The sequence below is a fragment of the Micromonospora zamorensis genome, from assembly GCF_900090275.1.
GTDB lineage: Bacteria > Actinomycetota > Actinomycetes > Mycobacteriales > Micromonosporaceae > Micromonospora > Micromonospora zamorensis.
In genome coordinates, this window is sequence record NZ_LT607755.1 from 5,846,656 (window position 1) to 5,868,420 (window position 21,765).

Sequence of the window (21,765 nt, forward strand, 5' to 3'; positions counted from 1 at the left end):
CGTTATGGCGGTGAATCTCTCCTTCATCCACCCAGCTCGACGTCAACGCCGCCCACGCCAGCGCCGCCCACACCAGCGCTGCCCACCCCAACACCGCCCGGACCAGCGCCCACACCAATGCCACCCACAGCGGCACCGGCATGCAGATGAGCGAGCGCGATCGGCAGTTCGGCCATGCTGGACACTTCGGCGTCGGGCGTGCACCCGGCGGGGCGGGGCAGCCCCTGCCGGTTCAACCACACCGACCGCAGGCCGGCCCGCTGGGGTGCCACCACGTCGTGTTCCCACGAGTCTCCGACGTACACGATCTGCTCGGCCGGCACCCCGGCCGCCGCCACCACCGCTGCGAAGAACTCCGGCGCAGGCTTCTTGGGCAGGCCGTTCACGTGCGCGTACACCTCGAAGGCGAACTCACCGGCGAGCCCGCACCGTTCGGTGCGGCTGTTGCCGTTGGTGGCGAAGCCCAGGGTGTACCGGTCGCGCAGTGTGGCCAGCGCCGGTGGCACGTCCGGGAACGGTCGGGTGAGGGCGAACCGGCGGGCGAAGAAGAGGATCGCGACCTCGTCCAGGTGGTCGTCCAGTCCGGCGCGGGCCAGCGACCGGGCCAGCGCGGCCCGGCGGATCTCCGCCACCGGCGCGGCCTTCATCTCGCCGAAGACCGCGCCCCAGTCCGACTCCAGTTCAGCGAGCGTCACCTCGGCCGCCGCCGGGATGAGCCGCCGCATCTCGTCGAGGACGGCCACCAGCCCGCCCGTCACCGCCGGCCGCAGGTCGAGCAGGGTTTCGTCGGCATCGAACACCACAGTGGTCAGCACGCCACCCACTGTCCCACCGGCCACCGACCACCGACCGCAGCCGCCGAGCACCAGCACGACCGCCGGTCACCGGCACCGACCCCCGAGCGCCAGCACCGAGCACACTCACCGACCGGCGAGCACCAACTCCGGCTCGGTCGACACCGGCGCGGACGCCGCCGGTGTCCCGCGCAGTTCGTCGAGGCGTACCAGCGCGACCCCGGCAATGATCATCGCGCCGCCGAAGAGCTGCCAGCCGGTGGGCAGCTCGTTCAGGAACAGCCAGGCGATCAGCACCGCGAAGAGCACCTCGGTCAGCCCGACGAACGACGACAGGCGGGGGCCGAGGATCCGGGTGCCGGCGATACCGGCGAGGTATGCGATGACGGCGGCCACCAGCGAGAGCCCGGCGATGGGCAGGAGCCAACTGGTGGGTTGCCCGGCGAACGTGACCTCGCCGAAGGTGGCGTGCAGCGGCAGCAGACCCGTCAGCCCGACGAGGAGCAGGACGGCGGCGCCGACGGCCATCCCGCCGCTGGCCAGGGCGACCGAGGGCAGCCGTGGGTCGACCCGCCCGGCGAGCACGAAGTACCCGGCCAGGCCGATTGCCGCACCCAGTCCCCAGAGCACACCGACCGGGTGGAAGTCGGCGGTGCCGGCGAGGTCGAGCACGAACGCCAGCCCGGCCAGTGCGGCTACCGATCCGGCCACGGTGAGCCGGCGGGGTCGCTGTCCGTGCCGCACCCACATCCAGCCGACGACGAGGATGATGCCGAGGTATTCCAGCAGCAACGCGACACCGACCGGCAGGTAGCGCACGGCATTGAAGAAGCAGACCTGGGCCAGCGCCACCCCGAGGAGGCCGAACAGCCCGATGGCCGTGGCGTTGCTCCGCAGCACGGCCCACCTGCCCCGCAGCGACAGCAGGGCGGGGATCGCCAGCACCAGGGCGGCGATGCCGACCCGGGCGATCACTGCGGACCCGGCCGACCAGCCGGCGTCGATGAGTGAGCGCGCGAAGGTGCCGGAGGTGGCGAAGGTGACTGCGGAGAGCAACGCCAACGCGGCGCCGGCAGCAGGTCGTGAGTGCATGTCGCGCTCCTCGGGACGGCACCGTGTCATGAGCAAACTATCCTTGTGCCCGTGACGTTAGGCGGAAGCCATGACAGGAGTCAAGATGCTATTTGCTCATGACACTGAATGTTCCCTGATCGCCGCCGCCGCGCTGGTCAACACGACGGGTCGGGACGGCGAGCAGCTGCCCGACGTCGCCGCGTTGGACGCGTTCTTCGTCCGCTACTCCTACAGCGGGCGACACGAGCACACCGACGCCGAGTTACGCGCCGTCCGGGAGTTGCGGCCCCAGCTACGCCGCATCTGGTACGCGAAGCCACCCGAGATCGTCGCGCTGGTCAACGGCCTGCTGCTGGAACACAAGGCGCTGCCCCAGCTCATCGAGCACGACGACGAGCCGTACCACCTGCACGCCGTACCCCGGGACGCGCCTCTGGCCACCCGGATCGCGGTGGAGGCGGCGATGGCGATGGCCGACCTGGTTCGCGCCGGCGAGCTGCGCCGGCTGCGGATCTGCGAGTACCCGGACTGCGACAGCGTGGTCGTCGACCTGTCCCGCAACCGGTCGCGGCGGTTCTGCGAGGCCGGTTGCGGCAACCGCGCCGCGGTGACCGCCTACCGCGCCCGCCGGGCGGCGGGTCGCTCCTGAGCGGCGGCCCACTCCTCGGCCCGCAACTCGTACTCCACCTCGCCGTGCTCGGTGCCCGGGATCGGGTGGTCCCACTGAAGGTGGAAGGTCCGCAGGTAGCGCAACCCCGCCTTCGCCATAACCCGCCGGGACCGCTCGTTGACCGTCATCGTCTCGGCCCAGACGCGACGCACCCCGACGGCGTCGAAGGCGTACCGGACCAACGCCCGCGACCCCTCCGTGGCCAGCCCGAGCCCCCACGCCGAGCGCCGCAGCCGGTAGCCCAGCTCGGCCTCGGTGCCGTCCGCCGACGGGTCGAGCGCGAACCAACCCAGGAAGTCGCCGGTCCCCCGGTCGAGCGCCGCCCAACGGCCCAACCCGGGATGCCGCTCGTACTGGGCCAGCAGCCTCGGCAACTGCTCGTCGCGGACCGTGGCCAGCGGCGTGGCCACACCACCGCTGAGGAACCGCATCACCTCGGGATCGCTGTCCAGGTCGACCAGCGCGTCCACGTCAGCCATGGTCAACCGCCGAAACCGCAGCCGCTCGGTGCGGGGCAGGTCACTCATGACGGGATCATCCCGCCGCCCCACCCCACCGTCGAGCCGTTTTACCCGCGCCCGTCCGCAGGCAAGATCCGCGCAACATCGGGGAAGTTGCTGCGTCAGGCCGCGACGAGGCAGCAACTTCCCCGAAGTTGCGGGCAACCAACCCCGCGACCACCATCGCGGGCGAGGCGGTCGCGTCAGCGCGGGGGCGCGACCACGAAGAGCCGCCAGGAGTACGCGTCGACAACCAGCACGGGCCCGCCCAAGTCCTTGCTGTCTCGCACCCCGACCACGTCCCCCAGATTCGTCGCCACCTCGACGCACCAGTTGTCCTGGTTGCTGCGGCTGCTCTTGCGCCATCGAGCGTCGGTCAACTCCACGATTCGGCCACCTCGCTCATCAACTCGATGGACGCCTGCGGGGGCAGGGCTTCGCCCAAGGTAGCCTCCCAGACCCGCTGCAACCGCAACAGATCCCGCGGCTGGTCCAGCTCCTGGCCGCGAACCTGGCCCTCCAGGTAGGCCACCTCGGCGCCGTCGGGCAGGGCGGCGAGCGCGAACTGCCCACCGAGCCCCGGGTACTCCTCGGCGGATCGTGGCACCACGTGCAATCGGACCCGAGGGTGCCCGGTGGCGATGCCCACCAGGTGCAGCGTCTGGTCGCGCATCACCTTCCGCCCACCCACCCGTCGCCGCAGCACCGCCTCGTCCAGCACCGCCACGATCTGCGGCGCACGTTCGCTGTGCAGCACGTCCTGGCGGTTCATCCGGTCGGTCAGCCGCCGCTCGACCTCCTCGGGAGCGAGCAGGCCGCCGGCCTCGAAGACCGCGCGGGCGTAGTCCTCCGTCTGGAAGAGCCCTGGCACGTAGCAAGGCTCGTACCACCGAACCGTCCGCGCCTGCGCGAAGATTGCCTGCCAGCCACGTAGCCAGGGCTGCGCCCGGTCCAGGCTGACCAGCTCGGTGGACATGCGGCCGAACAGGCCGCCGGTGTCCAGGGCGCGGTCGACGAGTTCCAGGTATTTGGCGGTGGGCGGTTGCTGGCCCAGCTCGACGGCGCTGACCATCGATGCCGAGTAGTTGACCGCCTTGGCCAGCTCGTCCTGACTCCAGCCTCGCCGAGCCCGGGCCCGGCGCAGCTCCGCGACCAGGAACGCCGCCGCCGTCATCTGTCCATCGGCCATGCCGTGCCGCCCCTCCACCCCGCTGACGATCAACTCCAGTCGGCCGCCAGCGGCGGCGCCACCCGAAACAGGGCGACTGTGACGACGCGGCCAAACCCTTCCGACCGTAGTCGCCTGATCACCAGACTGTGAAGTGCGGCGCCGCTCCCCGTCCCCCGGGTCTGTCGGCGCCGCACGGGACCGCCCGCTCCCCCGGCCGGGCGGTCCCACCTCCGGTGGAAAAGGGCTGAGCGAGGGGCGAACGGGGCCGATGCCACAAACGATTCAGCTCCAAAGGAAGGCAGCAGCATGTCCCGGACCGCCCCGGACAACCGCGCCACGACGCCCTGTCGGCCACACCTGCCGTTGCGCCCGCTCTGGCTGTGCCGGGTCTGCGCCGCACCCTGGCCCTGCCCGGTCGCGCGGCTCACCCTCCGCCAGGAGTACGCCGACGACCGGGTGGGGTTGAGCGTCTACCTGTGCGCGGTCCTGCACGAGGCGGCCGCCGACCTGTACCGGCTCAACCCACACGACGGCCCGGAGCCCGCGGCGCTCTTCACCCGCTTCCTCGGCTGGGCCAGACCACGCGACACCCGCTGAGCCGGGCAGGCCGGTTGTCAGGGGTGGGTCATCCGCAGCAGGTCCAGCGTCTCGTCGAGCTGGGTCTCGGTGAGCTTGCCGGAGTCGACGTGCCCCCGGGAGATCACCACCTCGCGGATGGAGGTCTGCTTGGCCAGCGCCTCCTTGGCGATCGACGCGGCCTCGTCGTACCCGAGGTAGCGGTTGAGCGGGGTGACGATCGACGGCGACCCCTCGGCGTACGCCAGGCAGACCTCGGCGTCCGCGACCAGGCCGACCACCAGCCGGTCGGCGAACAGCCGGCTCACCGCGGAGAGCAGCCGGATCGACTCCAGCAGGTTGCGGCCCATCACGGGGAGCATCACGTTCAGCTCGAAGTCGCCCTGCGAGCCGGCGAAGCCGACGGTCGCGTCGTTGCCGATCACCTGTGCGCAGACCTGCCGCATCGCCTCGGCCACCACCGGGTTGACCTTGCCCGGCATGATCGACGAGCCGGGCTGGAGGTCGGGGATGCGCAGCTCACGGAGGCCGGCACGGGGGCCGGAGCCCATCCAGCGGATGTCGTTGGCGATCTTGTAGAGGCCGATCGCCACGGTACGCAGCTGCCCCGAGGTCTCCACCAGCGCGTCCCGGGCGCCCTGCGCCTCGAAGTGGTTGCGCGCCTCGGACAGGGGCAACCCGGTCGACTCGCGCAGCTTGTCGATCACCGCGGCGGCGAAGCCGAGCGGGGTGTTGATCCCGGTGCCGACGGCGGTGCCACCCAGCGGCAGCTCGGCCAGTCGGGGCAACGAGCCCTCCAACCGCTCGATGCCGTAGCGGACCTGCGCGGCGTACCCGCCGAACTCCTGGCCGAGCGTGACCGGGGTGGCGTCCATCAGGTGCGTACGCCCGGCCTTGACCACCGTCTCGAACTCGGCGGCTTTGACCTCCAACGCCGACGCCAGGTGGGCCAGCGACGGCAGCAGATCCTCGACGATGAACTGGGTGGCAGCGAGGTGGATCGAGGACGGGAAGACGTCGTTGCTCGACTGGGAGGCGTTGACGTGGTCGTTCGGGTGCACGGGCGACCCCAGCTCCCGGCTGGCCAGGGTGGCGATCACCTCGTTGGTGTTCATGTTCGACGACGTGCCGGAGCCGGTCTGGAACACGTCCACCGGGAACTGGTCGTCGTAGCCGCCGTCGGCCACGTGCGCGGCGGCGGCGGCGATCGCAGCGGCCACGTTGGCGTCGATCACGCCCAACTCGCCGTTGACCTGGGCCGCCGCGCCCTTGATCTGCGCGAGCGCCTTGATCTGGGCCGGTTCGATGCCCCGGCCGGAGATCGGGAAATTCTGCACCGCGCGTTGGGTCTGTGCCCGCCACAGCGCCTCGGCGGGCACCTCCACCTCGCCCATCGAGTCGCGTTCGATCCGGTAACCGGTCGCCTCTGGAGTCGTCACGCGTACCATCCTGCCGCGCCCGTGGCCGACTCGCAGATGATCCGTCAGCCCAACTCGGCCAGCAGCCGTTCCACCTCGTGCTGTTCCGGTGACTCGATCTGGCGGAACAGGGACAGCGCCCGGAACCAGTGCGACCGTGCCGCACCCGGGTCGGTGTCTCGCAGGCAGCGGGCGATACCGTCCAGCGCCCCGGCCTGTTCGTGCGGGGCGTTCATCCGGACTGCATCGGCGAGCACCCGCCGGTGCAGGTCCGCCGCGCTGGCCACGTCCCCCTGGTCGAGCAGCGCACGGGCCAGCAGGTTGCGTGACACGCTGGCGGCGATGCGGTCGCCGGACTTGGCCATGGCGGCGAGCGCCTCGCGATGCAGCGTCGCGGCCTCCTCCGGCCGACCCAGGATCCGCTCGATGGTGCCCAGCTCGTTGAGGACCTCGCCCTCGCCGAAGCGGTTGCCCTGCCGGCGCTTGAACTTCAACGCGAGCCGCAGGAACCGGCGTGCTCCCGAATAGTCGCCGAGCCGGGCCCGCACCGCCCCGAGGTGACCGAGGGCGTTGCACAGGCTGTTCATGTCGCCGGTCTCGCGGGCCAGGCGCAACTGCCGCCGCGAGGCCAGCCGCGCCTCCGGGTAGCGACCCGATGCCAGCAGCAGAAACGCCTGATTGTTGAGCATCGCGATGACCTCCGCCGGCTGGTCACCGCCGGAGACGAGCGACAGTGCCGCGGCGGAGTGGGCCATGGCGGGAGCCAGTTGCCAGTTCGCGCCGTACGCGACGGCCAGATTCCGGCGGACCGTCGCCTCACCACGCCGGTCGCCGAGCCGTTGACGCAGCCGGAGCGCGACCTCCATCAGCTCAATGGCCTCCGGGAACCGCCCGAGCCGGAAGTAGCCCGAGGAGAGGTAGTTGCGCACTGTGGCGATGGCTCCCGCGTCGCCGAGCTGCTCGGCGGCGCTCAGCGCGACGGTGTGGGTGTCCACCAGCTCGTCCAGGTGGCCGTGCCTGAACAGATAGAACCAGGATGTGCGGGCCAGCTGCCAGCAGCGTTCCAGGTGCCCCTCGTCGGCGGCCAGCCGCACCAGCGCCGGAAGCGCCGCGCGGTTGGCGTCGAACCAGGCAGCATCATCCGAGACGGACGCCCGCACCAGATCGGCTCGGGGAGGTTCCGGCAGCACCAGGGCGGACCGACTGGCGACCGGCTCCATCCGACTGGCGATGGCGTGGGCCACGTGCAGGTAATGATCAAGGAGTCGGACGGTGGCGGCCGTCCGGCTCGCTGCGGTCTCGGTGGTCTCCAACAGTTGTCGGGCGTATTCGCGCATCAGGTCGTGAAAGCGAAAACGGCCGGCTTCCGGCTCGTCGACGAGGTGCGCGTCGACGAGACTGTCCAGCAGGTCCTGGGCGTCCGGCAGGAGCAGGTCGGCGATCGCCGCCGCCGCCCGATCGTCGAAGAAGCCCCCGGGATGCAGCGCCAGCAGCCGGAACATCCGCTGCTGGTCGAGGTCGAGCTGTGCGTACGACAGAGCGAAGGCCTGCCCGACGGAGCGTTCGCCGGCCGACAGCTCGGTCAGGGTGTCCCGTCCGGTGGCGAGCCGGTCCGCCAGGTCGCGGACCCGCCACCGGGGCCGGTGGGCGAGTCGGGCCCCCGCCAGCCGGATCGCCAGCGGCAGGTGCCCGCAGCGGGTGATCACCTCGGTGGTCGCCTCCGGCTCGGCGGCGACCCGGTCGGCACCGACCACCCGTCCGAGCAGCTCCACCGCCTCCTCGGGGTCGAGCACGGCCAGTGACGACGGTTTGCCGCCGTCCAGCCCGGCGAGCCGGCGGCGGCTCGTGATCAGGGTGAGGCTGTCCCGACCACTGGGCAGCAGCGGCGCGACCTGAGCGGCGCTGGCGGCGTTGTCGAGCACCACGATCGCCCGCCGTCCGGACAGTTTGCTCCGCCACAGGGCGGCGCGTTCGTCAGCGTCGGCGGGGATCCGGTCCCCGGGGACACCGAGCTGGCGGAGCAGCGCGGCAAGGGCAGCGGCCGGCGGCAACGGCTCCCGTTCGCTGTGCCCGTGCAGGTCGATGAAGAGGTGCGCGTCGGGGTAACGGTCCGCGAGCGCCGTGGCGACGTGCACGGCCAGCGTGGTCTTCCCGCTGCCCGCCATGCCGTCGACGAGTTGGATTCGGGCGTCGTCTTCCTCGATCTCCTTCACCAGTCGGGCGAGGGTCTCCTGCCGTCCGATGAAATCGTTGATCGCCCTGGGCAGTGCCCGGACCGGAGCGAAGGACCACTCCTCCGAACCGGTGACGGCCAGGTCGCCAGCGAGCACCCGTTGGTGCAGCTCCTGCAGCTCGGCACCTGGTTCGATGCCCAGCTCATCGGCGTAGAACCGCCGGCCCTCGCGATAGACCGCGAGCGCGTCGGCCTGCCGACCGACCGAGGACAGGGCGAGCATCAGCTGGCCGCGCAGCCGTTCTCGCAGCGGATGCTGGTCGACGCTTTCGGCGATCTCCTCGATCAGCTCGGCGGCCCGCCCGAGGCGCAGCTCGACGTCGACGCGCTCTTCCAGCGCAGTGAGGCGCTGTTCGTCGAGGGTCTGTGCGCGACGGCGGACGCTGCGGCTGGGAATGCCGCTGAGCGCCGGCCCTCGCCAGAGCGCCAGGGCCGCGTGGAACCGCTCAGCCGCCTCGGCGAACCGGCCGGCTGCGACAGCGGATCGGGCCTCATCGACGCCGCGGGTGAAGGTGTCGGCGTCCAGGTCGCTCGGGGCGATACGGATGCCGTACCCGGCCGGGTCGGTGACGATGATTTCCGGTGCCAGCCCCAGCTCGGCGAACCGTCGCCGCAACCGCGACACGCAGGTCTGCAGCTGGGCCCGGGCGGTTGCGGGCGGACGCTCCTCCCAGACCGCGTCCACCAAATCCTCGACGGGCACCAGCCGGCCGGAGCGCAGCAGCAGCATGGCGAGCACGATCCGGTCCCGGCCGGCGGTGACGGTGGCCTCGCCATCGCCAACGCGCAGAGGCCCCAGGATCCCGAACCGCATCTGCTCCCCCGCCGTGATCTGCAACTTGCAGCAGCGTAACCCGGCGGTCACACATTGACGCATGCTGGTGATAGTGATGTGAGAGCGGATCGACAGGGGTGCGCCTCAGACTCGCACCGGGTTGTCGGTGACGGCATCCGACGGGGGCGGTGCGCCCGCCCCACCCAATCGGGGCGGGCGCACCGATGTCGGCAGAGCACGGACGACAGACGGGGTGCCGGGCGAGTTCGCCCGGCACCCCGTCGCGTACGTGGCGGTCAGCGGCGGCCGACGGTGAGCACCGGTTTGGTGACCTCGGCGAAGAAGTCGTTGCCCTTGTCGTCGACCACGATGAAGGCCGGGAAATCCTCCACCTCGATCTTCCAGACCGCCTCCATGCCCAGCTCCGCGTATTCGAGGACCTCGACGTGCTTGATGCAGTCCTGGGCGAGGCGGGCCGCGGGGCCACCGATCGAGCCGAGGTAGAAGCCGCCGTGCTGCTGGCAGGAGCGGGTCACCTGACCCGACCTGTTGCCCTTGGCCAGCATCACCTGTGAGCCGCCCGCGGCCTGGAACTTCTCCACGTACGCGTCCATCCGGCCGGCGGTGGTCGGGCCGAAGGAGCCGGAGGCGTAGCCCTCGGGGGTCTTTGCCGGGCCGGCGTAGTAAACCGCGTGGTCGCGGAGGTACTGGGGCATCGGCTCGCCGGCGTTCAACCGCTCAGCGATCTTCGCGTGCGCGATGTCCCGGGCCACCACGAGCGGGCCGGACAGCGACAGCCGGGTCTTCACCGGGTACTTGGACAGTTCGGCGCGGATCTCGTCCATCGGCCGGTTCAGATCGACCCGCACGACCAGCTCGGCGTCGAGCGAGTCGTCGGTGACGTCGGGCAGGAACCGGGCGGGGTCGGTCTCCAGCCGCTCCAGCCACACACCCGACGGGGTGATCTTGGCGACCGCCTGCCGGTCCGCCGAACACGAGACGGCGATCGCCACCGGGCAGGACGCACCGTGCCGGGGCAACCGGACCACCCGCACGTCGTGGCAGAAGTACCGGCCGCCGAACTGCGCGCCGATGCCGAAGTTGCGGGTCAGCTCCAGCACCTCCGCCTCCAGCTCCAGGTCACGGAAGCCGTGTGCGCTCATCGAACCCGAGGTGGGCAGCGCGTCGAGGTACTTGGCGCTGGCGTACTTCGCGGTCTTCAGGGCGTACTCGGCGGAGGTGCCGCCGATGACGATGGCCAGGTGGTACGGCGGGCAGGCGGCGGTGCCGATCAGCCGCAGCTTCTCCTCCAGGAACTGCATCATCCGCGTCGGGTTGAGCAGCGCCTTGGTCTCCTGGTAGAGGTACGACTTGTTGGCCGAGCCGCCACCCTTGGCCATGAACAGGAACTTGTACGCGTCGGGGTGCCCGTCCGGGTCCTCGGCGTACAGCTCCACCTGGGCCGGCAGGTTGCTGCCGGTGTTCCGCTCGTCCCACATGGTCAGCGGGGCGAGCTGGGAGTAGCGCAGGTTGAGCTTGGTGTAGGCCTGGTAGACGCCCCGGGAGATGGCCTCGGCGTCGCCACCGTCGGTCAGCACGTGCCGGCCGCGCTTGCCCATGACGATCGCGGTGCCGGTGTCCTGGCACATCGGCAACACCCCACCGGCGGCGATGTTGGCGTTGCGCAGCAGGTCCAGTGCGACGAACCTGTCGTTCGGCGAGGCCGCCGGGTCGTCGATGATCGCCCGGAGCTGGGTCAGGTGCGCGGGGCGCAGGAAGTGCGCGATGTCGTGCATCGCCTCGGCGGTCAGCGCGGTGAGCGCGGCCGGCTCCACAGTGAGGAACCGGCGGCCTCCCGGGCCGTGTACGACGTCCACGCCCTCGTCGGTGACCAGGCGATAGTCCGTCTGGTCAGGGCCGGTCGGCAGCAGAGGGGCGTACGAGAATGCGGCGGCACTGCTCATGAGCGGCAAGCCTAGGGCAGACCGGTCGATCACTCCCACCCGCCGGGCGGGTCCTGGGACGCCGCTCTCATCGCCTCGGGCCCGCCGCGCCTCCCCGCCGTCCAGATCCGCTGGTGACTCGCCCGCTCAGCCGTCCTTGCCGCCGTCCGGCTCGGGGCAGAGTTCGCCCTTCGGCCCGCAGTCGCCGTTGTTCGACCCGCCCGGCCCGGTGCCACCCGGCGCGGGATTCCCGCCGTCGCCGGGCGGTCGGGCGGGCGAGCCCCCGGCCGCACCGAAGCGGACGTACCCGATCTCCCGCCCCTCGCCGACGATCATGCCCTGCGACCCGACCGCGAGGGCGTTCGCCGAGGTGCGCAGGACGGCCAGTTCCCGGCCGGTGCGCGGGTCCAGCGCGGCCAACCGGGACGGCTTCTCGTCGGCGACCACCGCCGCGTACGGGGTGAGCGCGGCACCGGCCTTGCCGCTGGCGGGTCGGGTCCACAGCACCTTCTCGGTGCCCAGCTCATGGGCGGCCACCGACCGCTTGTCGGCCGCCCGGAACACCGCCAGGCGGTCGTCGACCGCGATCAACTTGGTGCCCGAGCCGCCGACCCAGAGCAGTCGCCCGTCGTACCCGTCGATGACCGCCTCGCGGCCGTCCGGGCCGACGCCGATCAGCACGTTCCGCGCGCCCTGCGGGTCTTCGCGCTGCACGCAGCCGGCGGAGTCGGCGGTGCGCAGGTTGACCCCGGCACGCTGCCAGGCCTCCTGCCCGGTCGCCGGGTCCCGGGCGGAGATGGCGAAGTAGCAGGTGCCGTCCTGGGATCGGGCGGCGATCCGCAGCATCCGGCCGCCCACCACGGACAGCCGCTCGTCCCGGCCGGGTTCGACGTTCTGCAACACACGACCGGTGGCGGTGTCGACCACGTGCACCCGGCCGTCCACCGGGAACCCGAGCAGCGGTGGCGCGGGTTCCGCCCCGGCCACCCCGTCGTCGATCCGGGTGTTGGTGAGCCGGCGGGTGCCGCGCAGGCCAGGGTTGTCGGCGAGCAGGCCGCTGTGCACACCGGGCAGGAACGCCGTCCAGAGTGGCGTGGTGCCGCGCGGGTCCCAGGCGCTCAGGGTGCAGTCGGTGGCGTCCGTGCAGCGGGCGTCGAGGAGCAGGTTGCGGTACGTCCACACGGCCACCGCGTCGTCGTCGCGTCGCCGGGTCACCCCGGTGGCCGGGTCGAGCAGCTCGTACCCCTTGACCAGGAGCTTGCCCACGGCGACGACCGGGTCACGGTCGCCGCCGGCGACCGCCGACCAGTCCGCCTTGCGCTCCCACAGCTGGGTGCCGGTGGCCAGGCTGCGGGCCTCCACCCGGGTGCGCTGCTCGACCACGACGGAGTCGCCGGCGATGGTCACGCTGCGCGGAGTGCCGCCGACCCGTTGCTGCCAGACCACGTCGGGCTCGGAGATGGGTTCGCTGCGGTCCACCCAGTCCCACAGGCCGGGGAAGGGGTTCCACACGCCGGTCGCGGCGAGGGCGACGACCACGGCAAGGCCGAGCAGCAGCCCACCGCGCACGCTCCCCTTCGCCACACCGCACACCGTAGCCACGATCACGGATCTTCCGTACGCCCACGCCGCCGTGTCGCCACGCTTTCTGGGCTCGGAGGTGTTAGAGCGCCCTTCCTTCGGCCCGAACGGCGCTCCGCACCAACGGAAGCGTGCGGTAGGGGATCTGCTCGGCCAACGCGATGATCGTGGACGCCCGGGTGATGCCCGCGGACGAGACGATCTGGTCGATGACCCGTTGCAGGTCGGTGTTCGAGCGGGCCACGATCCGGCAGAGCAGGTCGCTGGAGCCGGTGATGGTGTGCGCCTCCAGCACCTCGGGGATGGCGGCGAGGTGGGCGGTGACCGGGTCGTGGCCGTGCCGCTGGCTGATCTCCAGGGTGACGAAGCTGGTCACTCCGAACCCGATCGCGGCCGGTGAGATCTCCGGGCCGAAGCCCTCGATGACCCGCCGCTCGACCAGCTTGTCCAGCCGGGCCTGCACGGTGCCCCGGGCCACGCCGAGGCGACGGGAGCACTCCAGGACCCCGATCCGCGGTTCCTCGGCGAGCAGTTCGATCAAGCGCACATCGAGCCCGTCGAGCTGTACATTCTGCTCACCATTCATGGGTGCCAACCATACCGAATGCGCAACCTGACCAGCATTTCCGCCAACAGTTGCCCACCCGGTGCCGGGCCAGCGATCCTCGCCACAAGAACCGACCACGGCGGCCCGCAAGGCCGGCCGGTACGCGAGGGAGCCCACCATGACCCAGGCGATCGACCGACCCCAGTCGACCGAGGACGTCGACGTCGACCGGCTCGTCGGCGCAGTCGACCACGACATCAGCCACGACCCGTTCCCGGTCCGGGGCCTCGACCACGTGCACTTCCTGGTCGGCAACGCCAAGCAGGCCGCCCACTACTACTCCACCGCGTTCGGCATGACCTGCGTGGCGTACCGAGGCCCCGAGCAGGGCTACCGGGACCACGCCCAGTACGTGCTGACCAGCGGCTCGGCCCGTTTCGTACTGACCGGCATGGTGCGCCCGGACGCCGACGGCGCCGACCACGTGGCCCGGCACAGCGACGGGGTGAGCGACATCGCGCTGGAGGTCCCGGACGTGGACGCCGCGTACGCGCACGCCGTCGCGCAGGGCGCCACCAGCGTCGTCGAGCCGCACGAGGTGACCGACGAGCACGGCACGGTCCGGATGGCCGCCATCGCCGCGTACGGCGACACCCGGCACACCCTGGTCGACCGGTCCCGCTACACCGGCCCGTTCCTGCCCGGCTTCGTGGCCCGTGGCCCGATCGTGAACCGGCAGCCGATGATCGACGCCGGCATCCAGCCGAAGCGCTTCTTCCAGGCCGTCGACCACGTGGTCGGCAACGTGGAGCTGGGCCGGATGGACGAGTGGGTCGAGTTCTACAAGCGGGTGATGGGCTTCTCCAACATGGCGGAGTTCATCGGCGACGACATCGCCACCGACTACTCGGCGCTGATGAGCAAGGTCGTGGCGAACGGCACCCGCAAGGTGAAGTTCCCGCTCAACGAGCCGGCGATCGCCCGCAAGAAGTCGCAGATCGACGAGTACCTGGAGTTCTACCAGGGGCCTGGCGCCCAGCACATCGCCGTCGCCGCCAACGACATCCTGGCCAGCGTCGACGCGATGCGGGCCGCAGGTGTGGAGTTCCTGGACACCCCCGACTCGTACTACGAGGACCCGGAGCTGCGCGCCCGCATCGGCAACGTGCGGGTGCCGATCGAGGAGCTGAAGGCCCGCAAGATCCTGGTCGACCGGGACGAGGACGGCTACCTGCTCCAGATCTTCACGAAGCCGGTGCAGGACCGCCCGACGGTCTTCTTCGAGCTGATCGAGCGGCACGGCTCGCTGGGCTTCGGCAAGGGCAACTTCAAGGCGCTCTTCCAGGCGATCGAGCGGGAGCAGGAAGCCCGCGGCAACCTGTAACACTTGCGAGCGTGACGCAGCCTCCGTCGTACCCGACGCCGCCGGTCGGTGGGCCTCAGCCCGCCGCCGGCGCCGTCGCGCCGCCGCCCGGACCACACCCGCAGGGGTACGCCGCGCCGCCGCAGTACGCTCCACCCGGTTACGCCCCGCCGCAGTGGCACGCCGGACCACCCGGCCCGCTGCCCCCGCCGCTGAGCCCGGGCGGTCAGCCGCTGGCCAGCTTCGCCGACCGGCTGCTGGCCTGGCTGATCGACACGGCGCTGGCGACCGCCGTGTCGCTGGCGTTGTTCAGCCCGTTCTTCGTCATCCTGTGGCTGCGCATGTTCAGCGAGATGACCCGGACCAACCCGGACGGAACCCTCGTGGAACCCGACCCGGCCGTCTTCCTCGTGGACTTCTTCCTGCCGATGATCCTGCTCCAGTTCGGGCTCATCGTGGTGATGCTCGGGCTCTACTGGCTCTACCACGTGGAATACCTCAAGCGCCGCGGTCAGACCCTCGGCAAGAAGGTCATGAAGCTGCGGGTGGTGCCGCTCGACCCGACCCGCACGCTCAACCGGGGAATGGCCGGGCGACGGTGGGTGGTGCAGTACCTGGCGGGCTCGTTGGTCCCCGGGAGCAGCTACCTCGATGGGCTCTGGCAGCTTTGGGACAAGCCGTGGCAGCAGTGCCTCCACGACAAGTTCGCCGAAACAGTCGTCGTTAAGGTGTCCTCGTGAGTGTGCAACCCGGCTGGTACGTCGACCCCGCCGACACCGAGACCCGGCGCTACTGGGACGGCGAGGGTTGGCTCGGCGCGCCCATTCCCGTCGACGCCACCCCGCCGGACGGCCCACCGCCGCCCGAGCCGGTCACGCCGCCCGAGCCGCCCACGCCCCCAACCTCCGGCCCGACCTCCCCGGGGCCCGTCGCACCCGGCTGGCCGCCACACCAGGGCCCACAACCCGGACCACAACCGGGGTATGGCCCGCCGCCGGGTCACGGCCCGGGCTGGGGACCGCAGGCCGGCCCGCCCGGTTGGGGTCCGCAGGCCGGCCCGCCCGGTTGGGGTCCGCAGGGCGGCCCTCCCGGCTGGGCCCCTCCGGGTGACCAGTCCGCCGGGACGCCCCCGGCCGGTCAACCCGGCTGGGCGCCTCCGGCTGGTCACCCCGGCTGGGTGATACGACCGCCCGAGCCTCGGCCGCACGGCCTCAGGCTGGCCGGTTACGGCCGCCGGCTCACCGCGCGGCTGATCGACCTCGCGCTCCTCCTCGCACTGAACGTGGTGGTCAACGGCTGGTTCGTCTGGCGCTGGGCACAGGAGTGGGCACCGTACTGGCAGGAGTTGTTCCGGCGCGCCGCGCGCGGCGACACCTCCGCCGAGGGCCTGCCCGTTCCTGGCGAGCAGGCAGGATCGCTCCTCGTGGTGATCCTGCTGATCGCTACCGCGCTGTGGCTGGCGTTCGAGGTGCCCGCCATGGCCGCCGGTGGGCAGACCGTCGGCAAGCGGGTGATGCGGATCCGGGCGGTGCCGATGGCCGCTGACCAGCCGTTGGGCTTCGGCCGGGCGCTGAGCCGGTGGAGCACGCTGGGCCTGCCGACGCTGCTCTGGTACTGCGCCGGGATCGGCCTGGTGCTGCAATTCGTCGATTCCCTGTCCCCCCTCTGGGACCACCCCCTGCGCCAGGCGCTGCACGACAAGCGCGCGCAGACGGTGGTCGTCGAAGTCCCCTACCGCTCCGCTTCCGCCCCCTCGAACGACCGCGACCAGCCCCCGGGAGACACCCCATGACCGACTCCGGACGTCACCAGCCGGCGCTGCGGCTGACCCGCGCCGACCTGGACGCGTTGCCCAACTACGTGCCGGGGCGCAGCCCTGCCGACCTGGCTCGGGAGTTGGGCCTGCCGGAGGCCATCAAGCTGGCCAGCAACGAGGTTCCCTACGGGCCGCTGCCCGGCGTGGTGGAGGCGGTCACCGAGGCGATCACCACCTCGCACCGCTACCCGGACATGGGCGTGGTCGCGCTGCGTGACGCGCTGGCCCAGCGGTACGGCGTGGACGCCGACCGGATCGCCACCGGCTGCGGTTCGGTGGCGCTGGCCGAGCACCTGGTCCGGGCCACCTGCCTGCCCGGCGACGAGGTGCTCTACTCGTGGCGGTCGTTCGAGGCGTACCCGATCATCGTGGCGACCAGCGGCGCGACCAGCGTGCGGGTGCCCAACGACGCCGGGCACGGGCACGACCTGGCGGCGATGGCCGCGGCGGTGACCGAACGGACCCGGGTGATTTTCGTCTGCAACCCGAACAACCCCACGGGTACGGCGTTGCGCCGGGCCGAGTTGGACCGGTTCCTCGACGCGGTGCCGGACGACGTGCTGGTGGTGATCGACGAGGCGTACCGGGAGTTCGTCACCGACCCGGAGGTGCCGGACGGGCTCGACTACCTGGACCGGCCCAACGTGGCGGTGCTGCGCACGCTGTCGAAGGCGTGGGGGCTCGCCGGGCTGCGAATGGGCTGGTTGGTCGCCCAGCCGGTGGTGGCCGCCGCGATCCGCAAGGTGGCGACGCCGTTCTCCAGCAGCACGGCGGCCCAGGCCGGTGCGCTCGCGGCGCTGACCCAGGCGGCCGAGATGGAGCGCCGCTGCGCCCTGGTCGTCGCCGAGCGGGACCGGGTCACCGAGGCTGTCCGCAAGTTCGTGCCGGACCTGCCGACGAGTCAGGCCAACTTCGTCTGGCTCCCGCTGGCCGACCGCGCGGTGGCGTTCGGCAAGGCGTGCGAGGCGCGTGGCGTGATCGTCCGGCCGTTCGCCGGGGACGGCGTCCGGGTCACCGTCGGCACCCCGGCCGAGAACGACGCGTTCCTGGCCGCCGCCGAGGCGGCGCTGACCTGAGCGTTGACCTGGTGTGACCAACCAGTGACATAAGAGGCGTTTGTCCTGTTTAGGGTGTTTTTACCCCTATCTTTCGAAGTAGCCGGCCGTGCGAGGACGCACGCCTGCTCACTTCGAGAAAACGGGGTAACGAACAGTGCGTACTGCCAAGATCTGTCTCGCCGGGGCGGCCGCCGCCGCGATGGTGGGAGTCCTCGCTGCACCGGCCGCTGCCGCGCCGACCGACACCACGACCACCACCTTCGAGGTGCTCGTCGGCACCCTCGACATCGACGCGCCGGCCGCCGCCGACCTCGGTGATGGCGCCCCCGGCGGCACCATCACCGGCCAGCTCGGCACGGTGACCGTCACCGACTCCCGGGGTGCCACCAACGCGTCCTGGGTGGCCTCGGTGACGGCGACGGTCTTCCAGACCGGCGGCGCCTCACCGCCCGAGACGATCCTTCCGGAAGAGATCAACTACTGGTCCGGCCCGTTGACGGCGTCCACCGGCGACGGCACCCTCACGCCGGGACAGGCGGCCGCCGGCGACGCCGATCCGCTGTCCAGCGTCACCCCGCTCACCGCGTTCACCCACTCCGGCGGCACCGGCGGCAACACCGCCAGCTGGAACCCCACCCTGGTGGTCAACGTCCCGCTGGACAGCATCGCGGGCGTCTACACCGGCACGGTGACGCATTCGGTGGCGTAGCCCCCGGGGGCGGTCGACCATCGCGGTCGCGCTCGCTCTGTTCTGCCTCGCCGGTCCGGGTCTGTCGACCCGGGCCGGCGCGGTCGAACCGGACGCGGGGTCGGACGACGGGGCCATCGGGATCCGGCTGTTGGAAGCCCCGGCCGACCGCCGCACCGATCCTCGGGCGCTGCGCTACGTCGTCGACCACCTACCGCCGGGCACCACCATCAATCGGCAACTGTTGATCGTCAACCGCACCGACGAGACCCGTCGCGTCGACGTGTATCCGGCAGCCGCGACCCTGGAAGCCTCGGCGTTCCGCTTCGGCGAGGGTCGTGCCGAGAACGAGCTGACCTCCTGGGTCACCCTCGACCAGCGCGCGCTGGAACTGCAACCGTGGGGCGAGGCCCGGGTCCGGGCGACCGTCACGGTGCCGCAGACCGCCTCGAAGGGCGAGAGGTACGGGGTGATCTGGGCGTCCACCGCTTCGGCACCCCGGGCCAGCGGTGAGGTGACACAGGTCCACCGGGTCGGCGTCCGGATGTACCTCGACATCGGGCCCGGCGGCGAACCGGTCTCCGACTTCTCGATCGGTGAGGTACGTCCCGCCCGCGGCCCGGAGGGTGACCCGTCGGTGACCGTCCAGGTCCGCAACACCGGCGGCCGCGCCCTCGATCTGACCGGCACGGTCTCCCTGACCGACGGTCCAGCCGGCAGCCGAGCCGGCCCCTTCCCGATCGGGCAGGGCGTCACGCTGGCACCGGGTAACGCCGGGCAGGTCATCGCCCGATTCCCGGTCGAGTTGCCGAACGGCCCCTGGAAAGCGGAGGTGAACCTGGAGAGCGGGCTGGTGAAGCGGAGCGTCACCGCGCAGATCCAGTTCCCCGATGCGGGTCAGGTCGGAAAACGCGGCAGCGTCGTCAGCCGGATCGTGTCCGGCTGGGCCGTGGGGGCGGCCGTCGTGGGCCTGCTGTTGGTCACCGGTCTCGCGGTGCTGGTCCGCCGATCCCGGCGATCCGGTCGGCCGTCAGCCGGCCGGCCGAGGGAGCGGATCCGCGCCGGCGGCTGACAGCACGCCGGCGTCCGCACGGGCCGCCGGCCTGAGGGCACAGGCCGCCGGCCGGAGGCCGCACGGGCCTGGCCGGGGAGGCTCAGGTCAGACCGGCCGCCTCCGGCGGACAGCGAGCCAACCGACGAGGAGCAGACCCCCGCCCAGCCCGACGAGCAACAGTGTCGACCCGCCCGGGCCGGTGACCGGCAACTGACCACCGTGGCTGGGCGTGGGTTGAGGAGGGTCGGGCGTGGGAGTGGGTGGAGGCTGGGTCGGTGTCGGTGTCGGTGTCGGTGTCGCCGGCAGGATCTCGAAGGTGACGCCGGTGTCCGCCGACGGCTCGGCCCGGACGGCGCTGATCCCGCGCGCCGATGCGGGGTCGGCGCTCAGCACCGGCGGGACCGCCAGCACGAGGCTCGCGGTCGCGGCGAGCGCGCCGCCCACGAGGTAGCTGGCTGCTGTCCGACCCATGCGCCGACCCCTTTCCCGGGAACCTGAACCATGAAAAACTTACCCTTTATGGACAAAGGGTAAGGGCTGGTCGAGGGTTCAGGTGCCGAAGACGCCACGATCAGGTGGCAGCCAGGATCACCGCTTCGCCGGTGTAGTAGTAGCGCTGGTCGTCACCGTCCGGGTCGACCGGCTTGCGGAGTCGTTCGACAGCGACGTAACCGTCCGCCGCCGCCACCGCCCCGGGGGCCCAGCCGGTCCCGTCCGAACCGACGTTGAGCAGGAAGCGGGACAACTGCGTACCCGTCGCCGGATCCAGCGTCACCAGGTCGTTCGCCTCGGTCAGCAGGTGCACCCGGCCAGGCTGCGCGGCCAGCACCCGGGCCGTACCCAGGCCCTCGGACCGCCACAGCTCCGTGCCGGTGGCCGCCGACCGGCCCACCGCGACCCCGTCGAGCACAACAACGGCCTGGTCACCGACCAGCACCGCGCCGGCCGGATCCAGCGCCGGGGCGGCGGCCGGCACATCAGCACCGAGCAACCAACCCCGGCCGCCCTCGTCACCCGGACCGGAGGTCCGCAGGGCGAGGCAGTCCGACTGGCCGGTACGGCAGCCGAGGGGAGTCACCACCAACTCGTCCGGGCCACCCGGCGGTCGCCAGCGCTCGCGCACCACGCCGGTCGCGGCGTCCCGGAACTCGATCGTGGCCGGTCCGGCGCAGGTGTCCAGGCCGATCAGCTGTCCCGAGGAGCTGGTGCCGACATCGCTGCGGCACCTTCCCGGCAGGTCGACCCGCCACAGCTCCCGGCCGTCGCTCAACTCGACCCCGCGCGCCTGGGCGTCCCCGCTGACCAGCAGCACCGTTCGACCGCCCGGGAGGTCGGCGAGCTGGAGCCCGCGCGGGTCCCACACGGGGGCCGCCCAGGTACGTCGCACCACCGCCGTGCCTGCGGCCGGCTTCGGACCGTCGGCCTTCCAGAGCACCCCGCCGGTCCGCGCGTCGAGGGCGACGAGTTGGCCGTCGGACCAGCGGCTGACCACCGTGCTGCCGCTGGCGACGATCCCGGTCAGCTCGGCGGGCCAGCGCCGGTACGACCAGTACGGGCTGGTCCGATACCGCCCGTCGACCGGCCGGTCGGCGTAGACCTGACGGTGTGCGGCGTACACCCGCAGTCGCCCGTCCACGATCAACGGGGCGACCGGCAACCGACCGATCACTCCGGCAGCCGGTCGGGCCGGGGCCGGGTAGTCACCCCGCGCCAGCGTGCTCACCTCCGCCGGTGCGAGCACCCGGTGGACGATGACCGCGACAGCTGCGATCGCGAGCAGCGCCGCGACCGCCATCACGAGCCGTCGTCGACCCCTCGGGAACCCCATGCCGCACCTCCGACCGGCACCCTACCCAGCGGAACCAGCCGCACCCCGCTCAGGTCACGGCGACGACGGTCGCGCGGAGGGCGGATCTGACGGGTCGGCGCTCAGGCGGCTTCGACCGAGCCGAGGACGCCGGCCGCGACGGTCAGGTCGGCGAGATCACGCCGCAACGCCACCTCGACCGCCCGCGCGGCGAGGCCGCCGAGCAGCAGCGCCACCACGCGACCGTACGGGTCGGTCGGCGCCGCCTCCTGGCTGACGGTGATCGCCGTGCAACCCCGGCGGCGACGACGGACCGGACGCAGGCTCCAGGTGATGCGGTAATCCACGCCGGCGCCGGAGGAACAGAGAACCAGCCGATGGGGAGCGACTGCCTCCACCACCAGGAACTCCTCGCTCAGCGTGCCGCCGCCCGGCTGGGCGCGCTCCTCACGCCAGGCGGTGCCCGGGCCGAACGGCCCCGGGGTGAGGATCTCGATCGGGCCGGCGGCGGTCAGCCGGGCCGCACGGCCGGGCAGGTCGGTCAGCAGACGCCAGACATCGACAGCGTGCGCCTCGATGAACCCGGTAACCGCGACCGTCGACATGCCACCCTCCCGTGTCCCCGACGGTACGCGGAGTGAGGGCCGGACGGGGCCCCCGGGACGGAATTTCCACCACCCGGAGGCCACGCTGTCAG

21 protein-coding genes are annotated in these 21,765 nt (G+C 71.8%); 8 read left to right on the forward strand and 13 right to left on the reverse strand.

Going from position 1 to position 21,765, the window contains the following annotated elements; genetic code table 11:
• Window positions 1-23: 23 nt before the first annotated feature.
• Window positions 24-815 (reverse strand): HAD family hydrolase, encoded by a 792-nt coding sequence (locus GA0070619_RS26110; protein WP_088952057.1) that lies wholly within the window; start codon window positions 813-815, stop codon window positions 24-26.
• Between the two features lie 105 nt (window positions 816-920).
• Window positions 921-1,886, reverse strand: a complete 966-nt coding sequence (locus GA0070619_RS26115; protein WP_088952058.1) for an EamA family transporter — start codon at window positions 1,884-1,886, stop codon at window positions 921-923.
• An 85-nt stretch (window positions 1,887-1,971) separates the two neighbouring features.
• Here GA0070619_RS26115 and GA0070619_RS26120 point away from each other — a divergent pair, with 85 nt between their 5' ends.
• Complete coding sequence (locus GA0070619_RS26120; protein WP_088952059.1) at window positions 1,972-2,517, forward strand: CGNR zinc finger domain-containing protein; 546 nt, start codon at window positions 1,972-1,974, stop codon at window positions 2,515-2,517.
• Here the strand turns inward: GA0070619_RS26120 and GA0070619_RS26125 are convergent.
• The 3 genes from GA0070619_RS26125 to GA0070619_RS26135 form a co-directional block, all read right to left on the reverse strand.
• Window positions 2,484-3,065, reverse strand: a complete 582-nt coding sequence (locus GA0070619_RS26125) for a GNAT family N-acetyltransferase (protein ID WP_088950481.1) — start codon at window positions 3,063-3,065, stop codon at window positions 2,484-2,486. The two genes, GA0070619_RS26120 and GA0070619_RS26125, sit on opposite strands and share 34 nt — an antisense overlap.
• 176 nt (window positions 3,066-3,241) lie before the next feature.
• Window positions 3,242-3,424, reverse strand: coding sequence for a DUF397 domain-containing protein (locus GA0070619_RS26130; protein WP_414855615.1), 183 nt, complete (start codon window positions 3,422-3,424; stop codon window positions 3,242-3,244).
• Window positions 3,415-4,227 (reverse strand): helix-turn-helix domain-containing protein, encoded by an 813-nt coding sequence (locus GA0070619_RS26135; protein ID WP_088950482.1) that lies wholly within the window; start codon window positions 4,225-4,227, stop codon window positions 3,415-3,417. Before GA0070619_RS26135 ends, GA0070619_RS26130 begins: the two co-directional genes overlap by 10 nt.
• 288 nt (window positions 4,228-4,515) lie before the next feature.
• Between GA0070619_RS26135 and GA0070619_RS26140 the strand changes: the two genes are divergently transcribed.
• The gene (locus GA0070619_RS26140; RefSeq protein ID WP_088950483.1) at window positions 4,516-4,806 is read left to right on the forward strand and encodes a hypothetical protein; all 291 of its coding nucleotides are present in this window, start codon (window positions 4,516-4,518) and stop codon (window positions 4,804-4,806) included.
• A 17-nt stretch (window positions 4,807-4,823) separates the two neighbouring features.
• Here the strand turns inward: GA0070619_RS26140 and GA0070619_RS26145 are convergent, their stop codons facing one another.
• The 5 genes from GA0070619_RS26145 to GA0070619_RS26165 all read right to left on the reverse strand — a co-directional run bounded on the left by GA0070619_RS26145 (window position 4,824) and on the right by GA0070619_RS26165 (window position 13,321).
• Complete coding sequence (locus tag GA0070619_RS26145; RefSeq protein ID WP_172862123.1) at window positions 4,824-6,233, reverse strand: class II fumarate hydratase; 1,410 nt, start codon at window positions 6,231-6,233, stop codon at window positions 4,824-4,826.
• 35 nt (window positions 6,234-6,268) lie between these two features.
• Window positions 6,269-9,250, reverse strand: coding sequence for an AfsR/SARP family transcriptional regulator (locus tag GA0070619_RS26150; RefSeq protein WP_088952062.1), 2,982 nt, complete (start codon window positions 9,248-9,250; stop codon window positions 6,269-6,271).
• A gap of 257 nt (window positions 9,251-9,507) precedes the next feature.
• Window positions 9,508-11,175 carry a fumarate hydratase gene (locus GA0070619_RS26155; protein WP_088950484.1) on the reverse strand — a complete coding sequence of 556 codons (1,668 nt, stop codon included), beginning with the start codon at window positions 11,173-11,175 and terminating at the stop codon, window positions 9,508-9,510.
• 126 nt (window positions 11,176-11,301) lie between these two features.
• Window positions 11,302-12,747 (reverse strand): outer membrane protein assembly factor BamB family protein, encoded by a 1,446-nt coding sequence (locus tag GA0070619_RS26160; protein WP_371409946.1) that lies wholly within the window; start codon window positions 12,745-12,747, stop codon window positions 11,302-11,304.
• 70 nt (window positions 12,748-12,817) lie between these two features.
• Complete coding sequence (locus GA0070619_RS26165; protein ID WP_088950485.1) at window positions 12,818-13,321, reverse strand: Lrp/AsnC family transcriptional regulator; 504 nt, start codon at window positions 13,319-13,321, stop codon at window positions 12,818-12,820.
• 139 nt (window positions 13,322-13,460) lie between these two features.
• On the opposite strand from GA0070619_RS26165, the gene hppD reads away from it, so the two are divergent.
• The 6 genes from hppD to GA0070619_RS26195 all read left to right on the forward strand — a co-directional run bounded on the left by hppD (window position 13,461) and on the right by GA0070619_RS26195 (window position 19,279).
• On the forward strand, window positions 13,461-14,666 hold the full coding sequence (hppD, locus tag GA0070619_RS26170; RefSeq protein ID WP_088950486.1) for a 4-hydroxyphenylpyruvate dioxygenase: 1,206 nt from the start codon (window positions 13,461-13,463) through the stop codon (window positions 14,664-14,666).
• 11 nt (window positions 14,667-14,677) lie between these two features.
• Complete coding sequence (locus tag GA0070619_RS26175; RefSeq protein WP_088950487.1) at window positions 14,678-15,385, forward strand: RDD family protein; 708 nt, start codon at window positions 14,678-14,680, stop codon at window positions 15,383-15,385.
• Window positions 15,382-16,437: an RDD family protein gene (locus GA0070619_RS26180; protein WP_088950488.1), complete on the forward strand. Its 1,056-nt coding sequence runs from the start codon at window positions 15,382-15,384 to the stop codon at window positions 16,435-16,437. Before GA0070619_RS26175 ends, GA0070619_RS26180 begins: the two co-directional genes overlap by 4 nt.
• On the forward strand, window positions 16,434-17,537 hold the full coding sequence (hisC, locus tag GA0070619_RS26185; RefSeq protein ID WP_088950489.1) for a histidinol-phosphate transaminase: 1,104 nt from the start codon (window positions 16,434-16,436) through the stop codon (window positions 17,535-17,537). Before GA0070619_RS26180 ends, hisC begins: the two co-directional genes overlap by 4 nt.
• Window positions 17,538-17,673: 136 nt before the next feature.
• On the forward strand, window positions 17,674-18,228 hold the full coding sequence (locus GA0070619_RS26190; protein ID WP_231927163.1) for a hypothetical protein: 555 nt from the start codon (window positions 17,674-17,676) through the stop codon (window positions 18,226-18,228).
• Window positions 18,229-18,358: 130 nt separating this feature from the next.
• Window positions 18,359-19,279, forward strand: coding sequence for a hypothetical protein (locus GA0070619_RS26195; protein WP_197699571.1), 921 nt, complete (start codon window positions 18,359-18,361; stop codon window positions 19,277-19,279).
• Between the two features lie 87 nt (window positions 19,280-19,366).
• Here the strand turns inward: GA0070619_RS26195 and GA0070619_RS26200 are convergent, their stop codons facing one another.
• From GA0070619_RS26200 to GA0070619_RS26210, 3 genes are all read right to left on the reverse strand, one after another.
• Window positions 19,367-19,732, reverse strand: a complete 366-nt coding sequence (locus tag GA0070619_RS26200) for an LPXTG cell wall anchor domain-containing protein (RefSeq protein WP_088950491.1) — start codon at window positions 19,730-19,732, stop codon at window positions 19,367-19,369.
• 100 nt (window positions 19,733-19,832) lie between these two features.
• Entirely contained in the window at window positions 19,833-21,089 is a 1,257-nt protein-coding gene (locus GA0070619_RS26205; RefSeq protein WP_088950492.1) for an outer membrane protein assembly factor BamB family protein, read from the reverse strand.
• Between the two features lie 101 nt (window positions 21,090-21,190).
• Window positions 21,191-21,673 (reverse strand): SRPBCC family protein, encoded by a 483-nt coding sequence (locus tag GA0070619_RS26210; RefSeq protein WP_088950493.1) that lies wholly within the window; start codon window positions 21,671-21,673, stop codon window positions 21,191-21,193.
• Between the last annotated feature and the right edge of the window lie 92 nt (window positions 21,674-21,765).